General features: G+C 42.0%; 17 protein-coding genes and 1 tRNA gene. 10 read left to right on the top strand and 8 right to left on the bottom strand.

Translation table 11 applies throughout. The annotated features are described in order from the left end of the window. Window positions 1-28: 28 nt before the first annotated feature. From earP to L2747_RS00555, 5 genes are all read right to left on the bottom strand, one after another. The gene (earP, locus tag L2747_RS00575) at window positions 29-1222 is read right to left on the bottom strand and encodes an elongation factor P maturation arginine rhamnosyltransferase EarP (RefSeq protein ID WP_248997189.1); all 1194 of its coding nucleotides are present in this window, start codon (window positions 1220-1222) and stop codon (window positions 29-31) included. A 144-nt stretch (window positions 1223-1366) separates the two neighbouring features. Next, window positions 1367-1894: a flavodoxin FldA gene (gene fldA / locus L2747_RS00570; RefSeq protein ID WP_220781650.1), complete on the bottom strand. Its 528-nt coding sequence runs from the start codon at window positions 1892-1894 to the stop codon at window positions 1367-1369. 56 nt (window positions 1895-1950) lie between these two features. Further along, on the bottom strand, window positions 1951-2223 hold the full coding sequence (ybfE, locus tag L2747_RS00565; RefSeq protein ID WP_248997188.1) for a LexA regulated protein: 273 nt from the start codon (window positions 2221-2223) through the stop codon (window positions 1951-1953). Between the two features lie 11 nt (window positions 2224-2234). Beyond that, complete coding sequence (locus tag L2747_RS00560; RefSeq protein WP_220781652.1) at window positions 2235-2456, bottom strand: DUF2788 domain-containing protein; 222 nt, start codon at window positions 2454-2456, stop codon at window positions 2235-2237. 110 nt (window positions 2457-2566) lie between these two features. Continuing rightward, the gene (locus L2747_RS00555) at window positions 2567-3331 is read right to left on the bottom strand and encodes an alpha/beta fold hydrolase (RefSeq protein WP_248997187.1); all 765 of its coding nucleotides are present in this window, start codon (window positions 3329-3331) and stop codon (window positions 2567-2569) included. 271 nt (window positions 3332-3602) lie between these two features. Between L2747_RS00555 and seqA the strand changes: the two genes are divergently transcribed. Further along, the gene (gene seqA / locus L2747_RS00550) at window positions 3603-4157 is read left to right on the top strand and encodes a replication initiation negative regulator SeqA (protein ID WP_248997186.1); all 555 of its coding nucleotides are present in this window, start codon (window positions 3603-3605) and stop codon (window positions 4155-4157) included. Window positions 4158-4421: 264 nt separating this feature from the next. Beyond that, entirely contained in the window at window positions 4422-6065 is a 1644-nt protein-coding gene (gene pgm / locus L2747_RS00545; protein WP_248997185.1) for a phosphoglucomutase (alpha-D-glucose-1,6-bisphosphate-dependent), read from the top strand. A 144-nt stretch (window positions 6066-6209) separates the two neighbouring features. Here the strand turns inward: pgm and msrA are convergent, their stop codons facing one another. Then, entirely contained in the window at window positions 6210-6689 is a 480-nt protein-coding gene (gene msrA / locus L2747_RS00540) for a peptide-methionine (S)-S-oxide reductase MsrA (RefSeq protein WP_248997184.1), read from the bottom strand. A 280-nt stretch (window positions 6690-6969) separates the two neighbouring features. Between msrA and astE the strand changes: the two genes are divergently transcribed. The 6 genes from astE to L2747_RS00510 all read left to right on the top strand — a co-directional run bounded on the left by astE (window position 6970) and on the right by L2747_RS00510 (window position 13488). After that, window positions 6970-8007: a succinylglutamate desuccinylase gene (gene astE / locus L2747_RS00535; protein ID WP_248997183.1), complete on the top strand. Its 1038-nt coding sequence runs from the start codon at window positions 6970-6972 to the stop codon at window positions 8005-8007. 182 nt (window positions 8008-8189) lie between these two features. Then, a complete protein-coding gene (locus L2747_RS00530) occupies window positions 8190-9368 on the top strand; it encodes a thiamine pyrophosphate-dependent dehydrogenase E1 component subunit alpha (RefSeq protein ID WP_248997182.1) in 1179 nt (392 codons plus the stop codon). A 3-nt stretch (window positions 9369-9371) separates the two neighbouring features. Next, on the top strand, window positions 9372-10349 hold the full coding sequence (locus tag L2747_RS00525; protein WP_248997181.1) for an alpha-ketoacid dehydrogenase subunit beta: 978 nt from the start codon (window positions 9372-9374) through the stop codon (window positions 10347-10349). A 9-nt stretch (window positions 10350-10358) separates the two neighbouring features. Beyond that, window positions 10359-11936, top strand: coding sequence for a dihydrolipoyllysine-residue acetyltransferase (locus tag L2747_RS00520; protein WP_248997180.1), 1578 nt, complete (start codon window positions 10359-10361; stop codon window positions 11934-11936). 151 nt (window positions 11937-12087) lie between these two features. After that, complete coding sequence (gene nadA / locus L2747_RS00515) at window positions 12088-13155, top strand: quinolinate synthase NadA (protein WP_248997179.1); 1068 nt, start codon at window positions 12088-12090, stop codon at window positions 13153-13155. Window positions 13156-13398: 243 nt separating this feature from the next. Continuing rightward, a tRNA-Ser gene (locus L2747_RS00510) sits at window positions 13399-13488 on the top strand. A 176-nt stretch (window positions 13489-13664) separates the two neighbouring features. Here the strand turns inward: L2747_RS00510 and L2747_RS00505 are convergent. Both L2747_RS00505 and cls read right to left on the bottom strand, forming a co-directional pair. Further along, window positions 13665-14300, bottom strand: a complete 636-nt coding sequence (locus tag L2747_RS00505) for a sulfotransferase (RefSeq protein WP_248997178.1) — start codon at window positions 14298-14300, stop codon at window positions 13665-13667. A gap of 132 nt (window positions 14301-14432) precedes the next feature. Then, window positions 14433-15890: a cardiolipin synthase gene (gene cls / locus L2747_RS00500; RefSeq protein WP_248997177.1), complete on the bottom strand. Its 1458-nt coding sequence runs from the start codon at window positions 15888-15890 to the stop codon at window positions 14433-14435. A 169-nt stretch (window positions 15891-16059) separates the two neighbouring features. On the opposite strand from cls, the gene L2747_RS00495 reads away from it, so the two are divergent. Beyond that, window positions 16060-16950, top strand: coding sequence for an endonuclease/exonuclease/phosphatase family protein (locus L2747_RS00495; protein WP_248997176.1), 891 nt, complete (start codon window positions 16060-16062; stop codon window positions 16948-16950). 104 nt (window positions 16951-17054) lie between these two features. Next, complete coding sequence (locus L2747_RS00490; protein ID WP_248997175.1) at window positions 17055-18986, top strand: RecQ family ATP-dependent DNA helicase; 1932 nt, start codon at window positions 17055-17057, stop codon at window positions 18984-18986. Window positions 18987-19006: the final 20 nt, after the last annotated feature.

Below are 19006 nucleotides of genomic sequence, written 5' to 3'. Positions count from 1 at the left end.
TAGGTTTTTTCTATTTAAACGTAGTATCTTAGCTATTTTTGACGAATTGAACTAGTCGAGAAACAAGATCTACATCATTTATCGCATCGATTGGCCATTGCTTTGCGTGTTGCTGCAACGGCAAACCTGCTAAATTTAGTTGTTGCCAATGCTCGCAGGTCGCATCTGCTTGCCCCTGGTTAAAGGCAAGGTTGAGTGCTTTCCAGCTATTCGCTAATTCTGGCGGCAGATTATTACAGTAAAGCTGCATAAAGGCATCTAATTTTATTAGATGATAGTCATCTTCTTGCACATATATGTGCCAAATGAACGGTTTTGCAGCCCATTGGGCGCGTAAAAACGAATCTTCACCCCGCACGATATTAAAATCACAGCTCCAAAGTAGCTTATCGTAGCCTTCTTGATCTGTCATCGGCAAAATATGAATGACTAAATTATTGAGTTTAATTTGGCTGCCTTTTGAAACTTCATCGACAGAGCAGGGCAGTAACTCGACTAAGCTATTAAGGCAACGTCCTTTTGGGATCAGTGCATGCACAGTTTGCTCGCTATGTTGCCACAGCTGACATAGTGCCAGTAAAGAAGTGGTTTCATAACTAAAGACACTAACGACGGTATCACTCGTTTTTATTCCTCGAAGGCCTAAACTTTCAAACAAACTTAATCGATTGCTAACATCTGCCTGCCAAGCATCACGCTGTGCAAATAACTGCTGCTCGCAAATTAAGCCACCGGTTTTATCAGTAAAGCCCGGGAAGTAGAAGTACTTCTTTAAGCCACTGGATTGCATTGATGGTAGGCCATGACAGCCTTCAACCCAAGATTCTGCGCTCAGGTATTCAAGATTTAGCCAAACGGGTGGTTTTTGCTGAATCGTATCTTCATCATAGTTTTGCTTGGCAGTTATTAGCTGCTGCTTTACCTGTGCAGGTAATTCACAAGCAAATGCTTCTATGAGTACATCTCCGGCAACATAACAGCATTTAAGCGGCTCGGACCATTGATTAATTTTGATGCCAAAATAAGTTTGAGTCACTTTCTTAAGGTCAAGCTGAGGCAAAATGTGCTGAAAACTGTTTAAGTCATCGACCCAAAGTGTCACATTTATTTGATGTTCAACGGCCAGCTGTTTCGCAAGTCGCCATGTCACGCCAATATCGCCATAATTGTCGACTACAGCACAAAATATGTCCCAATTCTGTTCTGTTTTCTGACTTGCCATAGTTAAACGCTCACGGTAATCGCCAATTGAGGCTGTTAATTAATCTGTTTTTAACCAGATAAATGAGACAAAAAAGCGGCATTATCTGCCGCTTTTAATAAGAGTATACTTTAGCTACAAAAGGCTAAGTACAGGCTCCTTTTATTAGTCTTCAAGCTCAGCTAAGCACATCTCTTCATAGATTTGCTTAACCCAAGCATCAACACGCTCTTCAGTCAGTTCTGGTTGACGATCTTCATCGATACCAAGACCAACGAAGTGGTTTTCGTCTGCTAAGCCTTTAGACTCTTCAAAGTCGTAACCTGCTGTTGGCCAGTGACCAATAACAACTGCGCCACGAGCTTCAACGATTTCGTTGACCATGCCCATTGCGTCAAGGAAGTACTCTGCGTAATCTTCCTGATCACCACAACCAAAGATTGCGACGAGTTTATCTTCAAAGTTGATTTGCTCAAGCTCTGGGAAGAAGTCATCCCAGTCGCATTGCGCTTCACCGTAATACCAAGTTGGAATGCCGAAAATCAGTAGATCGTAATCTGCGATTTGTTCCTTGGTACTTTTGGCAATATCTTTCACCTCAACCATTTGCTTGCCCAGTTTCTTCTGGATCATTTTGGCGACGGCTTCGGTGTTGCCTGTATCAGACCCGAAAAAAAGACCTACAGTTGCCATTGTTGTTCCTTTAATATCTAGTTAACTATTAATGGTGTGCGTGCTTTTAAAAGTGGTTAGTCTCTAACCAGCTTTTGAAGTATAGATTCGATTAGTTGACTGCGGCTGATATTACTGGCCATAGCCTGTTCATTCAAGGCGTCATACAAATCTTGTGACACCTTTAACTCTATTCGTTTTAATCCGTTTGCTCTGTCACGCTGAATTTGGTTTCGTTTATTAATTTTGAGCTGTTGGTCTCGCGGCAAAGGATTGCTGCGAGGCCGACCACGTCGCTTTTCTGTTGCAAACAGATCAATGGTGGTTCTATCTGATGTTTCTTTTGCCATTGAGTTCGTTTTTAACCGATACCTGAGCCTTCCCAGGTCATCTGTATAATCCCTTTCGCAATAAACCCGGCGCAGCCGAGAAATAACACTAACCAAACGATGTAACGCCCAAACTTAGGCACTTTACCTTCTTTGAGCACATCTTGAATGGCCATACCGATAAAAAAGAAAATGGCAGCAAAAAACAGGTTTAAGCCTAACGCTTCAATCTGCTCCATATATTGCATTAACATCCGCCATTTCCTTCTAGGCCAAAAAATTTGCGCGAATATACCATATAAGTTTTCGAGCGGCTATATGCTTTACATGTTTCTGTCGCGAAAACTGGCTCTGCTCACAGCCATTATTTATGCAGAAAGTCATTGACTATGCGGTTAAAAATGTTGGCTTTTTGAGCATGCAGCCAATGCCCGGTACCTTCAATTGTTTTGGCTTTAACCATCGGAAATTGTTTGATGATAGCCTGACGATATTCAGCAGTGACGTAGTCTGAGTCGCCGCCACGTATAAACAAGCAAGGCCCTTGATAACTCTTATTAAAATCAGGCCAACTAATGATATCAGAGTAGCTTTGTTTAAGACCCACAAGATTCATCTTCCAAGTGAAGCCGTTTTCTGTTCGGGTTAACGATTTTAATAAAAATTGTGCAGTGCCATCATCAATACCACACGTTTGCATATGAGCTAGTGCTTGGCGCCTATCTTTGATTTCTGTCAAAGGCATTGATTCCAATGCTGCAAAAACTTTGTCATGGCGACTTTGGTAAGCCACCGGAGCGATATCAGCGACAATGAGTTTACCTACTTTTTCTGGGTTACATAGTGCGGTTGCCATCGCAATTTTTCCGCCCATGGAGTGGCCGATTAAGATTGCACTGTGCTCACCTGGAGGTACGACTTCTTCAATCAGCTCGGCCATGCTTGCTGCGAGACTTGAGTAATCCATAGACGAAACTTTTGGGCTGTTACCATGGTTTAATACATCTACCCGAACAACAGTGAAGTTCGGCTCCAATTCTTTGCCTAATGCTTTGAGATTATCTAAGTCGCCAAATAGCCCATGAATAAGGATGACGACTGGCCCTTGGCCACTAGTGACATAGTGCATTGTGTTTTCGCTTGGGATGTTTAGTTGGCTAAATTGTGCCTTGCTTTGCCATAGATTCCAACTTTAGTCGCTTATTGAAGACTTCGCTGCTGAATTATTGTGCAATGGTTGGTTAGTAAATGGTAAGTTTCATCGTTTGATCGCAGTTTTCATTTAATGACGCTTTATCAAGACCATAAACCTCGCTACACTGGAGACATAATTCGGGATCCCTGTGCGATCGTTGCACTTAATCGGATCGATCCGTTTCTACTTAAGGAAGATAACTGTTATGAAATATATCGAAGTTGATGAAGAGCTTTATCGACATATCGCCAGTAAAACTGAACACATTGGCGAGAGCGCTTCAGATATTTTGCGCCGTATATTGGGATTACAAGTTGAATCCGTTGTTGTAGATGCACCAGAAGAGATCAGTCACCCGAGCCTAGAGCAAGCACCAAAACCAGAAAAGGTTGTACGAGTAGCACCTGTTGCAGTTAAAACTGTCTCAGAGTTCGGCCATTTAATTGATAGCGAACTATTAGCTGGGCAAAAAGGTGCTGTGGGGCGTTTCTTATTTATTCTCGATATGGTTTATCAAGCTTCACCAAAGCAGTTTGAGCAAGTATTACAGATCCAAGGCCGCGATCGTTTGTATTTTGCGACTTCGAAAGAAGCGCTTTTAAAAGCAAGTAAATCAGCTAACCCGAAAGAGATTGGTCAAAGTGGTTTCTGGGTCACGACCAATAATAATACCGCTAAAAAGCGTACTATTTTATCTGAAGTACTATCACAATTTCGAACTGACGAAACTCAAATCGCTGAGTTAACCGCTAAGATCTAATATCAAACTAAATGCTCACTACTAAAAAAGTGGTGAGCTTTTGAAGTATTTCCCAACTTGAAGATTATTATTAGCCTAAATTAGCATTGATAGGCTTGAGAATATAGCTAAGTGTCTTAAGGGCAACTAAAGAATTAAGCCAAATTCAGACCTTGCAATCAAGTTGAGGTGCAGATACCAACCGCTAGAAAGCGTTAATACCAATAATTTAACGTATGAACAATTGTCATCGCCGCCCTCTGAGCGGTTTAAAGGAGAAATGACTTGGCTACTCATAATAGAGCTGGATTGATTGCTGAGCAAAAGGATTTGGTCAATATCCCTAAACTCGTTAGCCTATATTATCGTTTAACACCCGATGCTACTGATATAACACAACAGGTAACATTTGGTACATCTGGTCATCGTGGCAGTGCGCTAAACAAAAGCTTTAATGAAGCGCATATTTTGGCGATTGCACAAGCTGTAGCAGATTATCGAATCCAAGCAGGGATTACTGGCCCTTTAGTATTGGGTATTGATACTCATGCATTATCTGAGCCCGCAGCGATGTCCGTCATCGAAGTTCTAATCGCTAATGCGGTTAAGGTTATTGTTCATCAGAATAATGGTTATACACCGACTCCGGTTGTGTCACATGCTATTATTTGTGCAAACAGAGATAAAAGCGAAACCGGTTTAGTTGATGGTTTAATTGTTACTCCGTCACACAACCCGCCGCAAGATGGTGGCATTAAATATAATCCACCTCATGGCGGCCCTGCTGAAGGTGAGATCACCAACTGGATCCAAGACCGGGCAAATACCTACCTGGCTAACCAGCTTGATGGCGTAAAGCGCATTAGCTATAGCGTAGCGCTAGTAAGTGAATTTCTAGTCGAACGTGATTTGATCACGCCTTATGTAAGTGATCTAGGTAATGTGATTAACATGCAGGCGATTGCTGATGCCAAGATTAGGTTAGGTATAGACCCATTAGGCGGCTCAGGGATCCACTACTGGAAGCCAATTGCTGAGCATTACGGTTTGAACATTAGCCTTGTAAACGAAAGGGTTGATCCAAGTTTTGGTTTCATGTCTTTAGATAAAGACGGCAAAATCCGTATGGATTGCTCGTCACCTTTCGCCATGGCAAGTTTGCTTCAACATAAAGACACCTTTGATTTATGTTTAGGTAATGATCCTGACTTCGACCGTCACGGTATTGTGTGCCCGGGAACAGGGTTGATGAATCCTAACCATTTTCTTGCTGTAGCTATCGATTATCTAGTGACGCATCGTCCAGAGTGGACGGCAAAAATGCTAATTGGTAAAACATTAGTATCAAGCGCCATGATTGATAAAGTTTGTGCTATGCATAACAAGCAGATGTCTGAAGTACCTGTTGGTTTTAAATGGTTTGTGGACGGCCTAGCAAATAGCGAATTTGCGTTTGGTGGTGAAGAAAGTGCAGGTGCGGCTTTTTTAAGAAAAGACGGCAGTACGTGGTGTACAGATAAGGATGGCTTTATTCTTTGCCTATTGGCGGCAGAGATCTTGGCTGTAACGGGTAAAACGCCACAACAAAGATACGAAGAGTTAGAAGTACAATTTGGTAAGAGTTACTACCAGCGTATCGATAGCCCTGTGAGCCTAGAAGACAAAGCCAAGTTTTCTAAAATTAACGCAGATTCGATTGTTGCAGATAGCCTCGCTGGCGATAGGATTACTAAAAAGCTAACTCACGCACCAGGTAATGGCGCTGCTATTGGTGGCATTAAAGTTGTCACTGAAAATGGATGGTTTGCAGCACGTCCATCAGGTACAGAAGCCTTATTTAAACTGTATGGTGAAAGCTTTGTTAGCCAAGGGCACTTATCTCAGTTATTAAAAGAAGCGCAAGAAATCGTCGCACAGGCTTTAAGTTAGCTTTAAAAATTGCGTAAATCAGTACGTATCTGCTAACGCTGAATAAATAAAGGCACCCTTCGGGTGCCTTTATCATTTTCATAAAGATAAAATTACTTTTCTTCAAAAGCAATAATCGACGAGAAGTCCACTAGCTAGTGATGACTAATAGCTAATATGGCAACTTGGTAAGTCGTTTTTGGCCAAATAATCTTGATGATACTCTTCTGCTTTATGAAATAGCTGGCAAGGTACAATCTCTGTCACGATTGCTCTAGAACCCCATTTCTGGCTTCTAACTAATGCAAGCTTAGCGGCTTCTGCTGCAGTTTTTTGCTGCTTATTATGGAAAAAAACGGTACTACGATATTGGCTACCAATGTCGCCACCTTGCTGGTTGAGCGTCGTTGGATTGTGATTTTGCCAAAATATGTCGAGTAAATCCTCAAAAGAGACAAGAGTTGGGTCGTATTCGACTTGCACAACTTCTGCGTGGCCGCTTATCCCTTTTTTGACATCTTCGTAGCGGGTAAACTGATCCTTTCCGCCCATATAGCCACAGGTACAGTCCGTTACGCCGGTTACTTTTTTAAAAAAGTACTCTACACCCCAAAAACAGCCTGCGCCAAATGTTGCTAATGCCATGCCAAACTCCTTAAAACCTTAAAACCTTAAAACCTTAAAAGCTATTTAGCCATTCGGATGGCTAGATGGCTTAATCTTCTTTTATTTTGATAAAGGATGCAAGTGTTAATTCGACTGCCTGAGTATTTGTTGTGCAAATCGAGGTAAATCCTAAACCGAATTGGCGAGCAATTATGCTACTATGCGTCGCAGAATAAGTTTAGGTTGCTAAACCGATATACTGATTTTGTGTGTATATCTAGTGACATAAAGCAAAAATAACAATAATAAGGAGTAGTTTATGTTTCACGAATTGAAACAGTCGAAGGACTTTTTAGCATTCACCCTTGCTCATCCACAGCACTTACCTGAAAGTTTTCAATTTACTCTCGACAATCAAGTTAATGTTCAGGTTTGGGATACAGGTGTTATCGTTTTTGAGCCGCTAGATCTGCAACACACTAAAGATATCGTCCTATCTTGTGCGGTTCACGGTAATGAAACCGCTCCAATTGAGTTATGCAATGACCTAATGCATAAACTGCTTAGCCAAGAGACCGCATTAACTGAACGGGTCATGTTTCTTATCGGAAACCCTGCAGCGATTCATAATGGCACTCGCTTTATTGATGAAAACCTCAATCGCTTATTTAACGGTGAACATTCACGAGGACCTGGGGTAAATAATCCTGAGCGGGTAAGAGCACAAAAACTTGAGCTATATGTCGATAAGTTTTTTGGTTCGCAGCAGGGGGAGCGTCAACGTATTCATTACGACTTGCATACAGCGATACGCGGCTCGAAGCATGAAAAGTTTGCTATCTATCCTTATAGAGGTCAACGAAAGTACAGTCGCGAGCAAATTATGTACCTTGAGGCTTGTGGCATCAACACCATCTTATTCCACCATGAGCCAACAACTACCTTTAGCTATTTCTCTTCTGAAAATTACCATGCAGACGCATTTACTATCGAACTCGGTAAAGTATTCCCTATGGGACAAAATGACATGACTCGCTTTATAGCGATGAAAGAGATGTTAACTTTGCTAATGACGGGTAAAGATTTGCAACTTGCAGATTTTGATTTAAAACGCGTTAACCTTTATCAAGTTTGTCGTTCAGTTAACAAGCATTTTGACGACTTTGAGTTTACCTTTGCTAATGATGTTGAAAATTTTACGGCGTTCCCGCGAGGATATACTTTAGCTAAAGAGGGCGGCCATGAGATTAAAATTGAGCATGAATTTGAATCAATTGTTTTCCCTAATGCCAAAGTTCCAGTGGGGCAGCGCACAGTTCTGATGTTAAAGACGGCAGACGACAGCAATATCGATTAAGGTTGACTGAATAATCGTGCATGTAAACCAATATATACATGCAATAAGCCGCTAAGTTATCGTTTCAATGATGGGAAGTATTGAGAGTTAGTTTACGTTAACGTAATGTTCTTCCCGCGTATTAAAATAGAAAGGTGTTGCTACAGGCTATTTAGTAACACCGTCAATAACAAGAGCACATTATGAGCAACGCAACAACGAATGCTGAAACAGTCCATCGCGTGAGCTTTCTCGATAAAGACTCATTGTCGATCCCGATCTTAAAAATTTTACAAGCCGATGGCACTGCTTATGAAAATGCAGTGTTACCCGTAATTGACGAGTCTTTGGCCAAAAAGGTCCACGATACTTGTGTATTCACTCGAGTATTGGACGAGCGTATGTTGGGTGCGCAGCGTCAAGGTCGCATTAGCTTTTATATGACCTGTACCGGTGAAGAAGCCTCTATTATAGGCAGTACAGCTGCTTTAGATGACGGTGATGTTATTTTGGCGCAATACCGTGAGCATGCAGCTTTGCGCTATCGTGGTTTTACCACTGAACAATTTATGAATCAGATGTTCAGTAACGAAAAAGATTTTGGTAAAGGCCGACAAATGCCAATTCATTACGGCAGCCAAGCACTTAACTATCAAACCATTTCATCTCCGCTGGCCACTCAAATTCCCCAAGCAACTGGTGTAGCTTATGGCCTGAAGCGACAAAATAAACGCAATATTGCCATTTGTTACTTTGGCGAAGGCGCTGCTTCTGAAGGTGACTTTCACGCTGGCCTAAATATGGCTGCCGTATTGAATGCGCCAGTTATTTTCTTTTGTCGTAATAACGGTTACGCCATTTCAACGCCTACTGAAGAGCAATTTAAAGGTAATGGTATTGCTAGTCGTGGCGTGGGTTATGGTATGCATACCATCCGCGTTGACGGTAATGATATGCTTGCAGTGCTTGCTGCGACTCAACAGGCACGAGCGTTCGCGCTAGAACATAATGCCCCGGTCTTGATTGAAGCGATGACATATCGTCTGGGCGCTCATTCATCATCAGATGATCCATCGGGATACCGCTCAAAAGATGAAGAAGCTAAGTGGGAACAACATGATCCTGTTAAGCGCTTTAAATTGTGGATGATTAACAAAGGTTGGATGGATGAGCAAACAGATGCAGATCTTTACGTTAAATACCGTGAAGAAGTGTTATCTGAGCTTAAAGTTGCTGAAAAAGTACCGACTCCGCACATCGATTACATTATCGAAGATGTGTATGACAAGCCGACTCCAATTTTGCAAAAGCAATTAGCTGAACTTAAAAAGCATATTAAGAAATATCCAGAATCCTATCCAAAAAGCGCAGGGAGAGTATAAGCCGTGGCTCAAATGAATATGTTGCAAGCCATTAACCAAGCCCTAAGCTCGGAAATGGAAGCGGATCAAACAATGACGGTGTTTGGCGAAGACGTCGGACATTTTGGTGGTGTATTTAGAGCAACTTCAGGTCTGCAAGAGAAGTTTGGTCGTGATCGCTGTTTCAATACGCCTTTAACCGAACAGGGCATTGCGGGTTTTGCTAACGGTTTAGCGTCGAACGGGATGACAGCTGTAGCTGAAATTCAGTTTGCCGACTATATCTTCCCCGCAATTGACCAGATTGTGAATGAGAGTGCTAAATTCCGCTACCGCAGTGGTAACGAATTCGATGTTGGCGGACTGGTATTCAGAACGCCTTATGGCGGCGGCATTGCCGGTGGTCATTATCATTCTCAGTCTCCAGAAGCTTACTTTACTCAGACGCCTGGTCTTAAAGTAGTTGTGCCGCGTAACCCTGAACAAGCTAAAGGATTACTCATTGCGTCGATCCGCGATAAAAACCCGGTGATCTTTTTCGAGCCCAAACGCTTATACCGTGCATCAGTTGGCGAAGTGCCTGAAGGCGATCATGTTATTGAGCTGGGTAAAGCGGAAGTGATTAAGCAGGGCAGCGACATTACATTATTAGGTTGGGGCGCACAGATGGAAATCCTTGAAAATGCGGCCGATATGGCGGCAAAGAAAGGCGTTTCTTGCGAAATCATCGATTTAAGAACCTTATCTCCTTGGGATGTGGACACAGTTGCTGAGTCAGTTAAAAAGACTGGCCGCTTGTTGATCAACCATGAAGCACCGTTGACAGGTGGTTTTGCTGGTGAGATTGCAGCAACTATCCAAGAAGAGTGCTTCTTATACCTTGAGTCTCCCATTGCTCGAGTATGTGGCTTAGATACACCGTATCCTTTGATCCACGAAAAAGAATATATGCCTGACGCATTAAAGACATTTGAAGCGATTATTGCTTCGGTCAAATTTTAGGAGCCGGCCATGATTAAAGATTTTATCCTTCCGGATATTGGCGAAGGCGTTGTTGAGTGCGAATTAGTTGAATGGCTCGTTGCTGAGGGCGATAGTGTTGTTGAAGATCAACCTATTGCTGACGTGATGACAGATAAAGCCTTAGTGCAGATCCCTGCGCCAAATGCCGGCGTGATCACTAAGCTTTTTTATGCAAAAGGTGAAATTGCCAAAGTACATGCGCCTTTGTATTCGGTTGATGTGGTTGAAGAGGGTGACAATGCTGCTGCAAACCAACCTGAAACCAAGGTTGCTGACGAGCAAAATGTTGAAGCTACACAAGCATCACAAAATACATCGCCTGCGGGCTTCACTATTGAAGAGTTCTTATTGCCGGATATCGGTGAAGGAATTGTTGAATGTGAACTGGTTGAGTGGCTAGTCGAAGAAGGCGATACGGTTGTTGAAGATCAACCTATTGCTGATGTGATGACAGACAAAGCACTGGTGCAAATTCCAGCGATTAAAAACGGTAAAATTGCTAAGTTACATTACCGTAAAGGTCAGCTCGCAAAGGTGCATGCTCCGTTATTTGCAATTGAAGTTGCCAGTGATGTGGTTAGTGACACGCCCGCTCAAGTAATCACGCCAACTGAGACGTCTAGCCAACAGAGCAATGAACCTGTTGCACAAGGCAAAGCACTTGCAAGTCCAGCGGTTCGCCGCTTGGCGCGTAGTTTAGATATCGATATTGCTTCGGTAACAGGCTCAGGTAAAAATGGCCGAGTTTACAAAGAAGATGTTGAACGCCATCAGTCGGGTCAGGCGGTTAGCACTGCGCCGGTAGCAGCTAGCCAAGTGGTGGTAAACCAAACTGCTGGATTAGAATCTGATAAGCGACAAGGTGATAGAGTCGAGCCGATTAAAGGCGTTCGCGCTGTTATGGCGAAGATGATGACCGAATCGGTTTCAACGATCCCTCACTTTACCTATTGTGAAGAGTTTGATTTAACGGATTTAGTTGCGCTTCGTGAAAGCATGAAGAAAAAGTATTCCACTGATGAACTTAAGCTCACCATGATGCCTTTCTTTATGAAGTCGATGTCGCTTGCGTTAAGCCAATTCCCTGATATGAATAGTCAAGTGAATGCTGACTGTACCGAACAGACGTTCCTTGCAAGTCATAACATCGGTATGGCTGTGGACTCTAAAGTTGGCCTATTAGTCCCTAATGTTAAAGATGTACAAGACAAAACCATTTTAGAAATCGCAGCGGAAATAACCCGCTTAACGACTGCAGCGAGAAGCGGTCGTGTATCACCGAGTGATCTAAAAGGTGGCAGTATCTCTATCTCTAATATCGGGGCATTGGGCGGTACGGTGGCAACGCCTATCATTAATAAACCGGAAGTTGCCATTGTAGCGTTAGGTAAGCTGCAAGTTCTGCCTCGCTTTAATGATAAAGGGGAAGTGGAAGCACGTAAGATCATGCAGGTAAGCTGGTCAGGAGATCATCGCGTAATCGATGGCGGCACCATTGCTCGCTTCTGTAACTTGTGGAAGCTCTATCTAGAGCAGCCGCAAGAAATGTTACTCGCAATGCAATAGAAATTATTTATCGATTAAAGGCGCTAGAGATAGCGCCTTTTTTATGGATGACTGAGTCCTAAATCTATTAAGCCAATCAGTATTAGTAGTTTTAAATTTGTAAACAATTCCGTATAATTCCGCTAATCTGTTATTGCCCATTGGTTGTTCTATGAGCGCGTTAGCCCCAATTATCGAAAATATTGAATATCCTTTTCCGCCTAAGCCAACTCCTTTATCTGATCAAGAAAAAGCTGAGTCTAAAGCAAGAATTAAACAGCTTCTAAAAGAAAAAGATGCAGTCTTGGTCGCGCATTATTATACCGACCCTGAAATTCAAGCCTTAGCAGAAGAAACTGGCGGCTGTGTTTCTGATTCATTGGAAATGGCGCGTTTTGGTCGTGACCATCCGGCAAAGACCTTAATTGTTGCTGGCGTTAAGTTTATGGGCGAGACTTCAAAGATCTTAAGTCCAGATAAAACCATTTTAATGCCAACACTTGAAGCCACGTGCTCATTGGATCTCGGTTGCCCAATTGAAACCTTCAGTGAATTTTGCGATGCTCATCCAGATCATACTGTTGTGGTTTATGCTAATACCTCAGCCGCTGTTAAAGCTCGTGCTGACTGGGTAGTCACTTCAAGTATTGCGTTAGAGATTGTTGAACACTTAGATAGCCAAGATAAAAAAATTATCTGGGGTCCAGATCGCCATTTAGGCAGTTATATCGCTAAGCAAACTGGCGCTGATATGCTGATGTGGCAGGGTGAGTGTATTGTCCATGACGAGTTTCAGGCGAAAGCATTACGTGAGCTTAAAAAGTTGCATCCAGAAGCTGCGGTGTTAGTTCACCCTGAATCGCCAGCAAGTGTGGTTGACTTAGCCGATGCAGTTGGCTCAACTAGCCAATTAATAAAAGCTGCACAGACCATGGATAACGATATGTTTATCGTTGCGACTGATAAAGGCATCTTCTATAAGATGCAACAAGCGGCTCCAAACAAAAACTTAATTGCTGCGCCTACTGGCGGCAACGGTGCTACATGTAAGAGCTGTGCACATTGCCCTTGGATGGCGATGAATGGTCTTAAGGCAATAGAAAGCGCATTAGAGAATAAAGACTCAAGCGACCATGAAATATTTGTTGATGACACTCTACGTTTAGATGCGTTAAAACCGCTTGATAGAATGTTAGATTTTGCAGCTACTTTAAATATGAAAGTGAAAGGTAACGCATAAACCCTAATCATTGTTTATTAATAAAAAGCCCGTATTAACGGGCTTTTTTGCAACTTCAATACCGAGTTGCTTTCAATTGCGGAATAAATTGGCTAGCAATTATGCAAACACTTATCGAGAGCACTTTTTGTCTTGACGCACTTAGGTGTTTTCAGTAAAGTAGCGCTCCGTTGCTTAGCAAATATCTGTTTATTAGGTGTTTAAAAGTAACCGTGGTGCTAAACACGTAAAAGATATTGCATCGGTGAGCTGGCTGAGTGGCTGAAGGCGCACGCCTGGAAAGTGTGTTTAGGTTAATCCCTAACGAGAGTTCGAATCTCTCGCTCACCGCCATATATAGGAAAGCCCGTTATCGCAAGATAACGGGCTTTTTGCTGTCTAGGTTTTACTCTCTATCATCTAGCTTTTATTATCTATTCGTAAAACTCAAGCCTACAATCACATTACTTGCCTAGCGCTAAGAGTCCGAGTTTAGGACTCTAATTGTTGCTTGCAAAAAACGTTTAGCGTTAGCGAGATGCATATTCAAAAAACTTTCGATGCTCTGGCCCAGCGCTATTTGAGTTTACTTTATTTGGATGTTTATGTTCTTTCCAGCAGGCAACCTTCCTTCCAATATTTAGATGTGGAAAGCAGGGCACCCCTTGATACTCAACGTCCAAAAAAGACAAAAGCTTCATTAAGCTATCTGTATCACTCACATCTATACTGATGAGGTCTTTTCGGTCTTTAAAGTAGTTAAACACTTGCTGCTGATGGCGGCGGTAACACATTGCAAGGTGCTCTGCATCGTCAGGTTCCGCCGTTGTTGATAAATCAAAGGTTTCATTAAATGTTCGTTTTAAAATCGGATTGAAAGTGCCGGTTTTAAAGTCGAGTTGTGCCTTCATTTTATTGATTAACATCTGCATTGAAGGGATCCAAAGCGATAGTGCTCGTTCAAGGTAAACAAACTTAGACCCTGGGAACAACTTATCTAATTGCTGATAATCGCAAAAGCACGGGGAATCGGAGATCACATCGGCTAAGTGAAAAGCATGTTTTGTGTAGGCTGTGTGGGCTACGGCATAGCCGTAATCTAGCATAGCCACACTTATGCTAGTTGTGCCAGTTCTTGGCAGCCCAATAATAAAAACTTTGGTCATATGGTTCCTGATGGTACGAGATGAACTTAAGCCACTAACAACGTGGATAATTTTAGCTTAAGTGGTCTAAATAGATAACTACTCGATGTTTCGTAAGCCTGATTGCATGTCTTACTTTTATAAAAGCAAGTGTTACAGCAAAGGACTAAATAGATAAAAAAGCCGCTCAGCAATGCGATTTGGTAAAGACCTTTTTTGCCACTGTTCGAAGCTAACTTGCAACGAATCTTTTAGGTAGTCTTGCTGCAATTGCTCAAGCTTTTGGGTAAATCCTAGGTTGTCCACAGCTAAGGTCACTTCAAAATTTAACCATAAACTACGCATATCCCAGTTTACGGTGCCGATCAGGCAATGGTTACTGTCAATAACTACAGATTTTGTATGTAGTAAGCCACCTTGGAAGCGATGTATGTTGACCCCAGCCTCTAATAGTTCACTGAAAAAAGCCCGGCTCGCCCATTCAACCATTATTGAGTCGTTCTTATCTGGAATAATGATATCGACTTTAACGTTACGCTGAGCAGCAATGACTAACGCAGTGTGTAAATTATCACTGGGAACAAAATAGGGGGTAGTAATAACGATGCTTTGTTGTGCTTGGAAAATACTTTGCAGCAAAACTCGGTGAATGACTTCTTCACGCATCCCTGGTCCAGATGGGATCACCTGAACTAAATCTGTAATTTCACTATCTTCATGAGAAAGACACTTAGGTTGCTCTGGTAAGAAACGTTCATCGGTCTCTACTTCCCAGTCCCAAGCATGAATACTATTGAGTACAGGCACGGATGTCCCCGTGATTCGTACCATGACATCAATCCATTGGCCGACGCCAGCATCTTGATTGAAATATTTAGGATCGACTAGATTCATTGAGCCTGTGTAAGCAATAGCGTTATCGATAACGACTATTTTACGGTGTAAACGTAAGTCTAAGCGGCGAAAGAACATTCGAAACGGTGATACTTCTAATGCGCTTACTACATCAATACCACTATTTCTCATCAATTTAGGCCAGTGGCTTTTAAAAAAGTGACGGCTGCCTGCTGCGTCTAGTAATAAACGAACTTTGACGCCTCTCGTTGCTGAGGAAATTAACGCATTGGCGACATCGTCAGCACGACCTCCTGGGTGCCAAATATAAAACTCTAGCAAAATACTCGTGGTCGCTTGATCAATATCATCAATAAGATTATCTAAAATCTCATAAGTTTCGCCGTAAAGAGTGAGGTGGTTGTCTGCGAGTGCAGGGATCCCAACCTGTTTTTCACAAATAGCACTGATAGATTGCCCGTATAGACTCGCTACATGCGGTCGATATTGCCGATATTCATAGAGTTTTTTAAACCATTCACCATAGGGTTTAAACATCATTTCTGCGCGTGCAGCTCTTTTTTTTCCTAAGTTAAGCTCGCCAAATAGCAAATAAGCAAATGCGCCGCCTAGTGGGACGATATAAATAATCATCAACCATGCGAGTGAAACACCAATAGTACGTCGCTTAGCAACAACGCGAATGCTAATACCAGCAATAACCAACCAGTAAAGAAAAACGCCAGCTATGGTAAGCAGTTGATAAAATTCATACATATTGTGTCTGATAATTCTATCCTTAGGCTTTGTGCCTAACGGTTATGTGACGTTAGCTATGAGCTTTAGCTTATTAATCTAAAGATGGATTGATGATGGAACAAAACTAATAAGCTATTATAATGAAAAGATTACCTTAAATCTAAGCACTGAGTTGAATTAGTCAATTATGGGCAAAATTATTCGTAAAATTGTTTTTTTAGCGATAATCGCAATCGTCGCTGTGGTTCTATATGCATATGACTCTGCGGTGATCCCAACTGAAGATCTGCTTCTGACTAATGAGACGCGCTTAGACGAAAATGCTCAATGTATTACTCAGAAAGTTGAGCAACCGTTGGACAGGCACGGTAATCTAGACGTTACAACTTGGAACCTATATAAGCAGAACAGCTCTGGCTGGGATGTGACGTTAAAGCAACTTGCAGAGCGCTCTGACCTGTTGTTACTACAAGAGGCAAAATACACAGCTGATTTGAAATCGTTTGTTGAAGAGCAAGAACTCTATATGTTGCTTGCTAGGGCTTTTACCTTTGCAGAGGAACCGATTGGGGTAATGAATCTTAGCAGAGATCGCGCATTGAGTAGTTGCGTATTTAGAAAAGCTGAGCCTTATATTCATTTCCCAAAATCAATGTTGATATCGTATTACTTATTGTCAGATGCTACACAGCTTCTCGCTGTGAACATTCACAGTATTAATTTTACCTGGGGATTAGACGAATATAAGGCCCAGCTAAGTGTGGTTAAAGAGGCGCTACTAAACCACACTGGTCCAATTATTTTTGCTGGTGATATGAATACGTGGAGTGAACAGCGTAGTGAAGCTGTTGCGCAACTCCTAAAAAATACCGGTCTGATAGAAGCCATCCCGAATGAAGACTCACGCACCACATTTTTCGGTCATAGACTCGATCATATCTACTACCGGGATTTAGAGCTGGTAAAAGCAGAGTCTATAATCACTGAAAGCTCAGATCATAATCCGGTAAAAGCTTATTTTCGTTTGCAAAAGAAGTATCCTTCCAAAAAGCTTAATAGTGCCGTTACTACTAATTAGTTGGTAGCTTTTGCCAATAATCGCAATTTATCCAATCCACTGAATTCTGTTGCCTGTATTAATGCCTGGCAGCAGGATCGCTACACTCAATAATAGGAAATTATATGGATAACGCCGTAGCGTTACTGCAACAATATTTTGGTTTTAATCAATTTAGACCAGGCCAAGATGAAGTCGTTGCCAATGTGCTTAGTGGCCATAGCGCTGCGGCTATTTTTCCTACAGGTTCGGGAAAGTCCTTATGTTATCAGTTACCAGCACTTGCTCTGCCGCACTTAACATTAGTGGTTTCTCCCTTGCTGGCATTAATGGATGATCAATTACAGTTTCTAAACAAAAAGGGGATCCCAGCAGCATCGATTGACTCAACGCAAACTAATGCGCAGTCTAGCGCTGTAGTAGAAGGTGTAATGGATGGCCGTATTAAAATTTTGATGATCTCTGTCGAGCGTTTAAACAATGAGCGATTTAGACGGTTTATATCTTCAGTACCTATTTCAATGCTAGTAATTGATGAGGCACATTGTATTTCGGAATGGGGCCATAATTTCCGTCCGGATTATCTAAAGTTACCGGCATACCAAAAACAACTTAATATCCCACAAGTTCTTTTGCTAACGGCTACAGCAACCCCAAAAGTCATTGAAGATATGGGGCGTAAATTTGGCATTGAAAAGCAATGTGTCACACTGACAGGCTTCTACCGTGCGAATTTAAACTTGCAAGCCGTCGGAATTAGTTCTGCTGATAAAATGGCATATTTGAAACAGTGGTTAACTCAAAAGCAGGGGCAAAGTGGCATTGTTTATGTGACCCTGCAACATACTGCTGAATCGGTAGCTAAAACTTTGCTGGCAAGTGGCATCAATGCCACTGCGTATCATGCGGGCATGGATAGTGATAAGCGTAAAAGTATTCAAACTCGATTTATGCAAGGAGAGATCCCGGTTATTGTGGCGACAATTGCTTTTGGTATGGGCATTGATAAAAGTGATATTCGTTTTGTCGCCCATTACGATTTACCAAAATCAATAGAAAATTATGCACAGGAAATTGGGCGCGCTGGACGAGATGGGTTGAACTCAGATTGTTTAGTCTTAGCCAACAGGGATAATCTGAACGTGCTAGAAAACTTTGTTTATGGTGATACGCCAGAGCCAAGCGCGATAGAATATGTTTTAAATGAGATCACCCACGCGGCAGAAGAGGGTGGCCAGTGGGAGTTATTGCTAACGCCGTTATCAAATGGATCTAATATCCGCGCGCTGAGTTTAAAAACTTTATTAGTGTACTTAGAGATGCTGCGGGTCATTAAACCCAAATACAGTTATTTTGCTGATTATAGATTTAAATTACTTTGCTCTATGGAAGAGCTACTGTCTAAATTTGACCAAGAACGCCAGACCTTTATTACACAAGTTATTAATAGCTCAGTTAAAGCCAAGATTTGGTATAGCGCTGATTTTTCAAAGCTTGAGCAAATACTTCCAAATAGCCGAGACCGAGCGATAAAAGCACTTGATTACTTACATCAGAAGCAATTGATTGAATTGGAAAGCAAGCAATTAACTCAAGTATTTGATGTTTTTAGTGCGAACATTAATGACACTTTAGCGCCGCGCCTTTTTGAACGCTTTAGCATGAAAGAAGCTAGCGAAATCGAGCGCATCAACCAATTAGTGAATTTTTTCGATAGTGAGTCATGTTTAAGCCAGCAATTGGCTCAGTATTTCGCAGATCCTCGTTTAACTTCACCTTGTGGTCATTGTAGTGTATGCCAAGGCAAACCAGCATATTTACCGGCACCACGAGCACTCAATCCTTTAACGGATGCAAGTTTTAATCAAGTGAGTAGTGATGCAATTAGTAAACTTGCAGAAAAAGCGACTCCAGTATTAATCAGTCGTTTTTTATGCGGCTTAACAACGCCGATTTTTACCAAACTTAAAATGCGTCAATTATCTGGTTTTGCAAAATTTGAGCAATATCGATTTACTGAGGTACTTGCTTGGGTTAAGAAAAATATGAATCAGTAGCTTTGAGGATTATAAATCGC

The organism is Shewanella marinintestina (assembly GCF_023283845.1).
Taxonomy (GTDB): Bacteria; Pseudomonadota; Gammaproteobacteria; order Enterobacterales; family Shewanellaceae; genus Shewanella; species Shewanella marinintestina.
The sequence above is the reverse complement of the archived record's forward strand: the minus strand, read 5'-3'. Positions and strand labels throughout refer to the sequence as shown.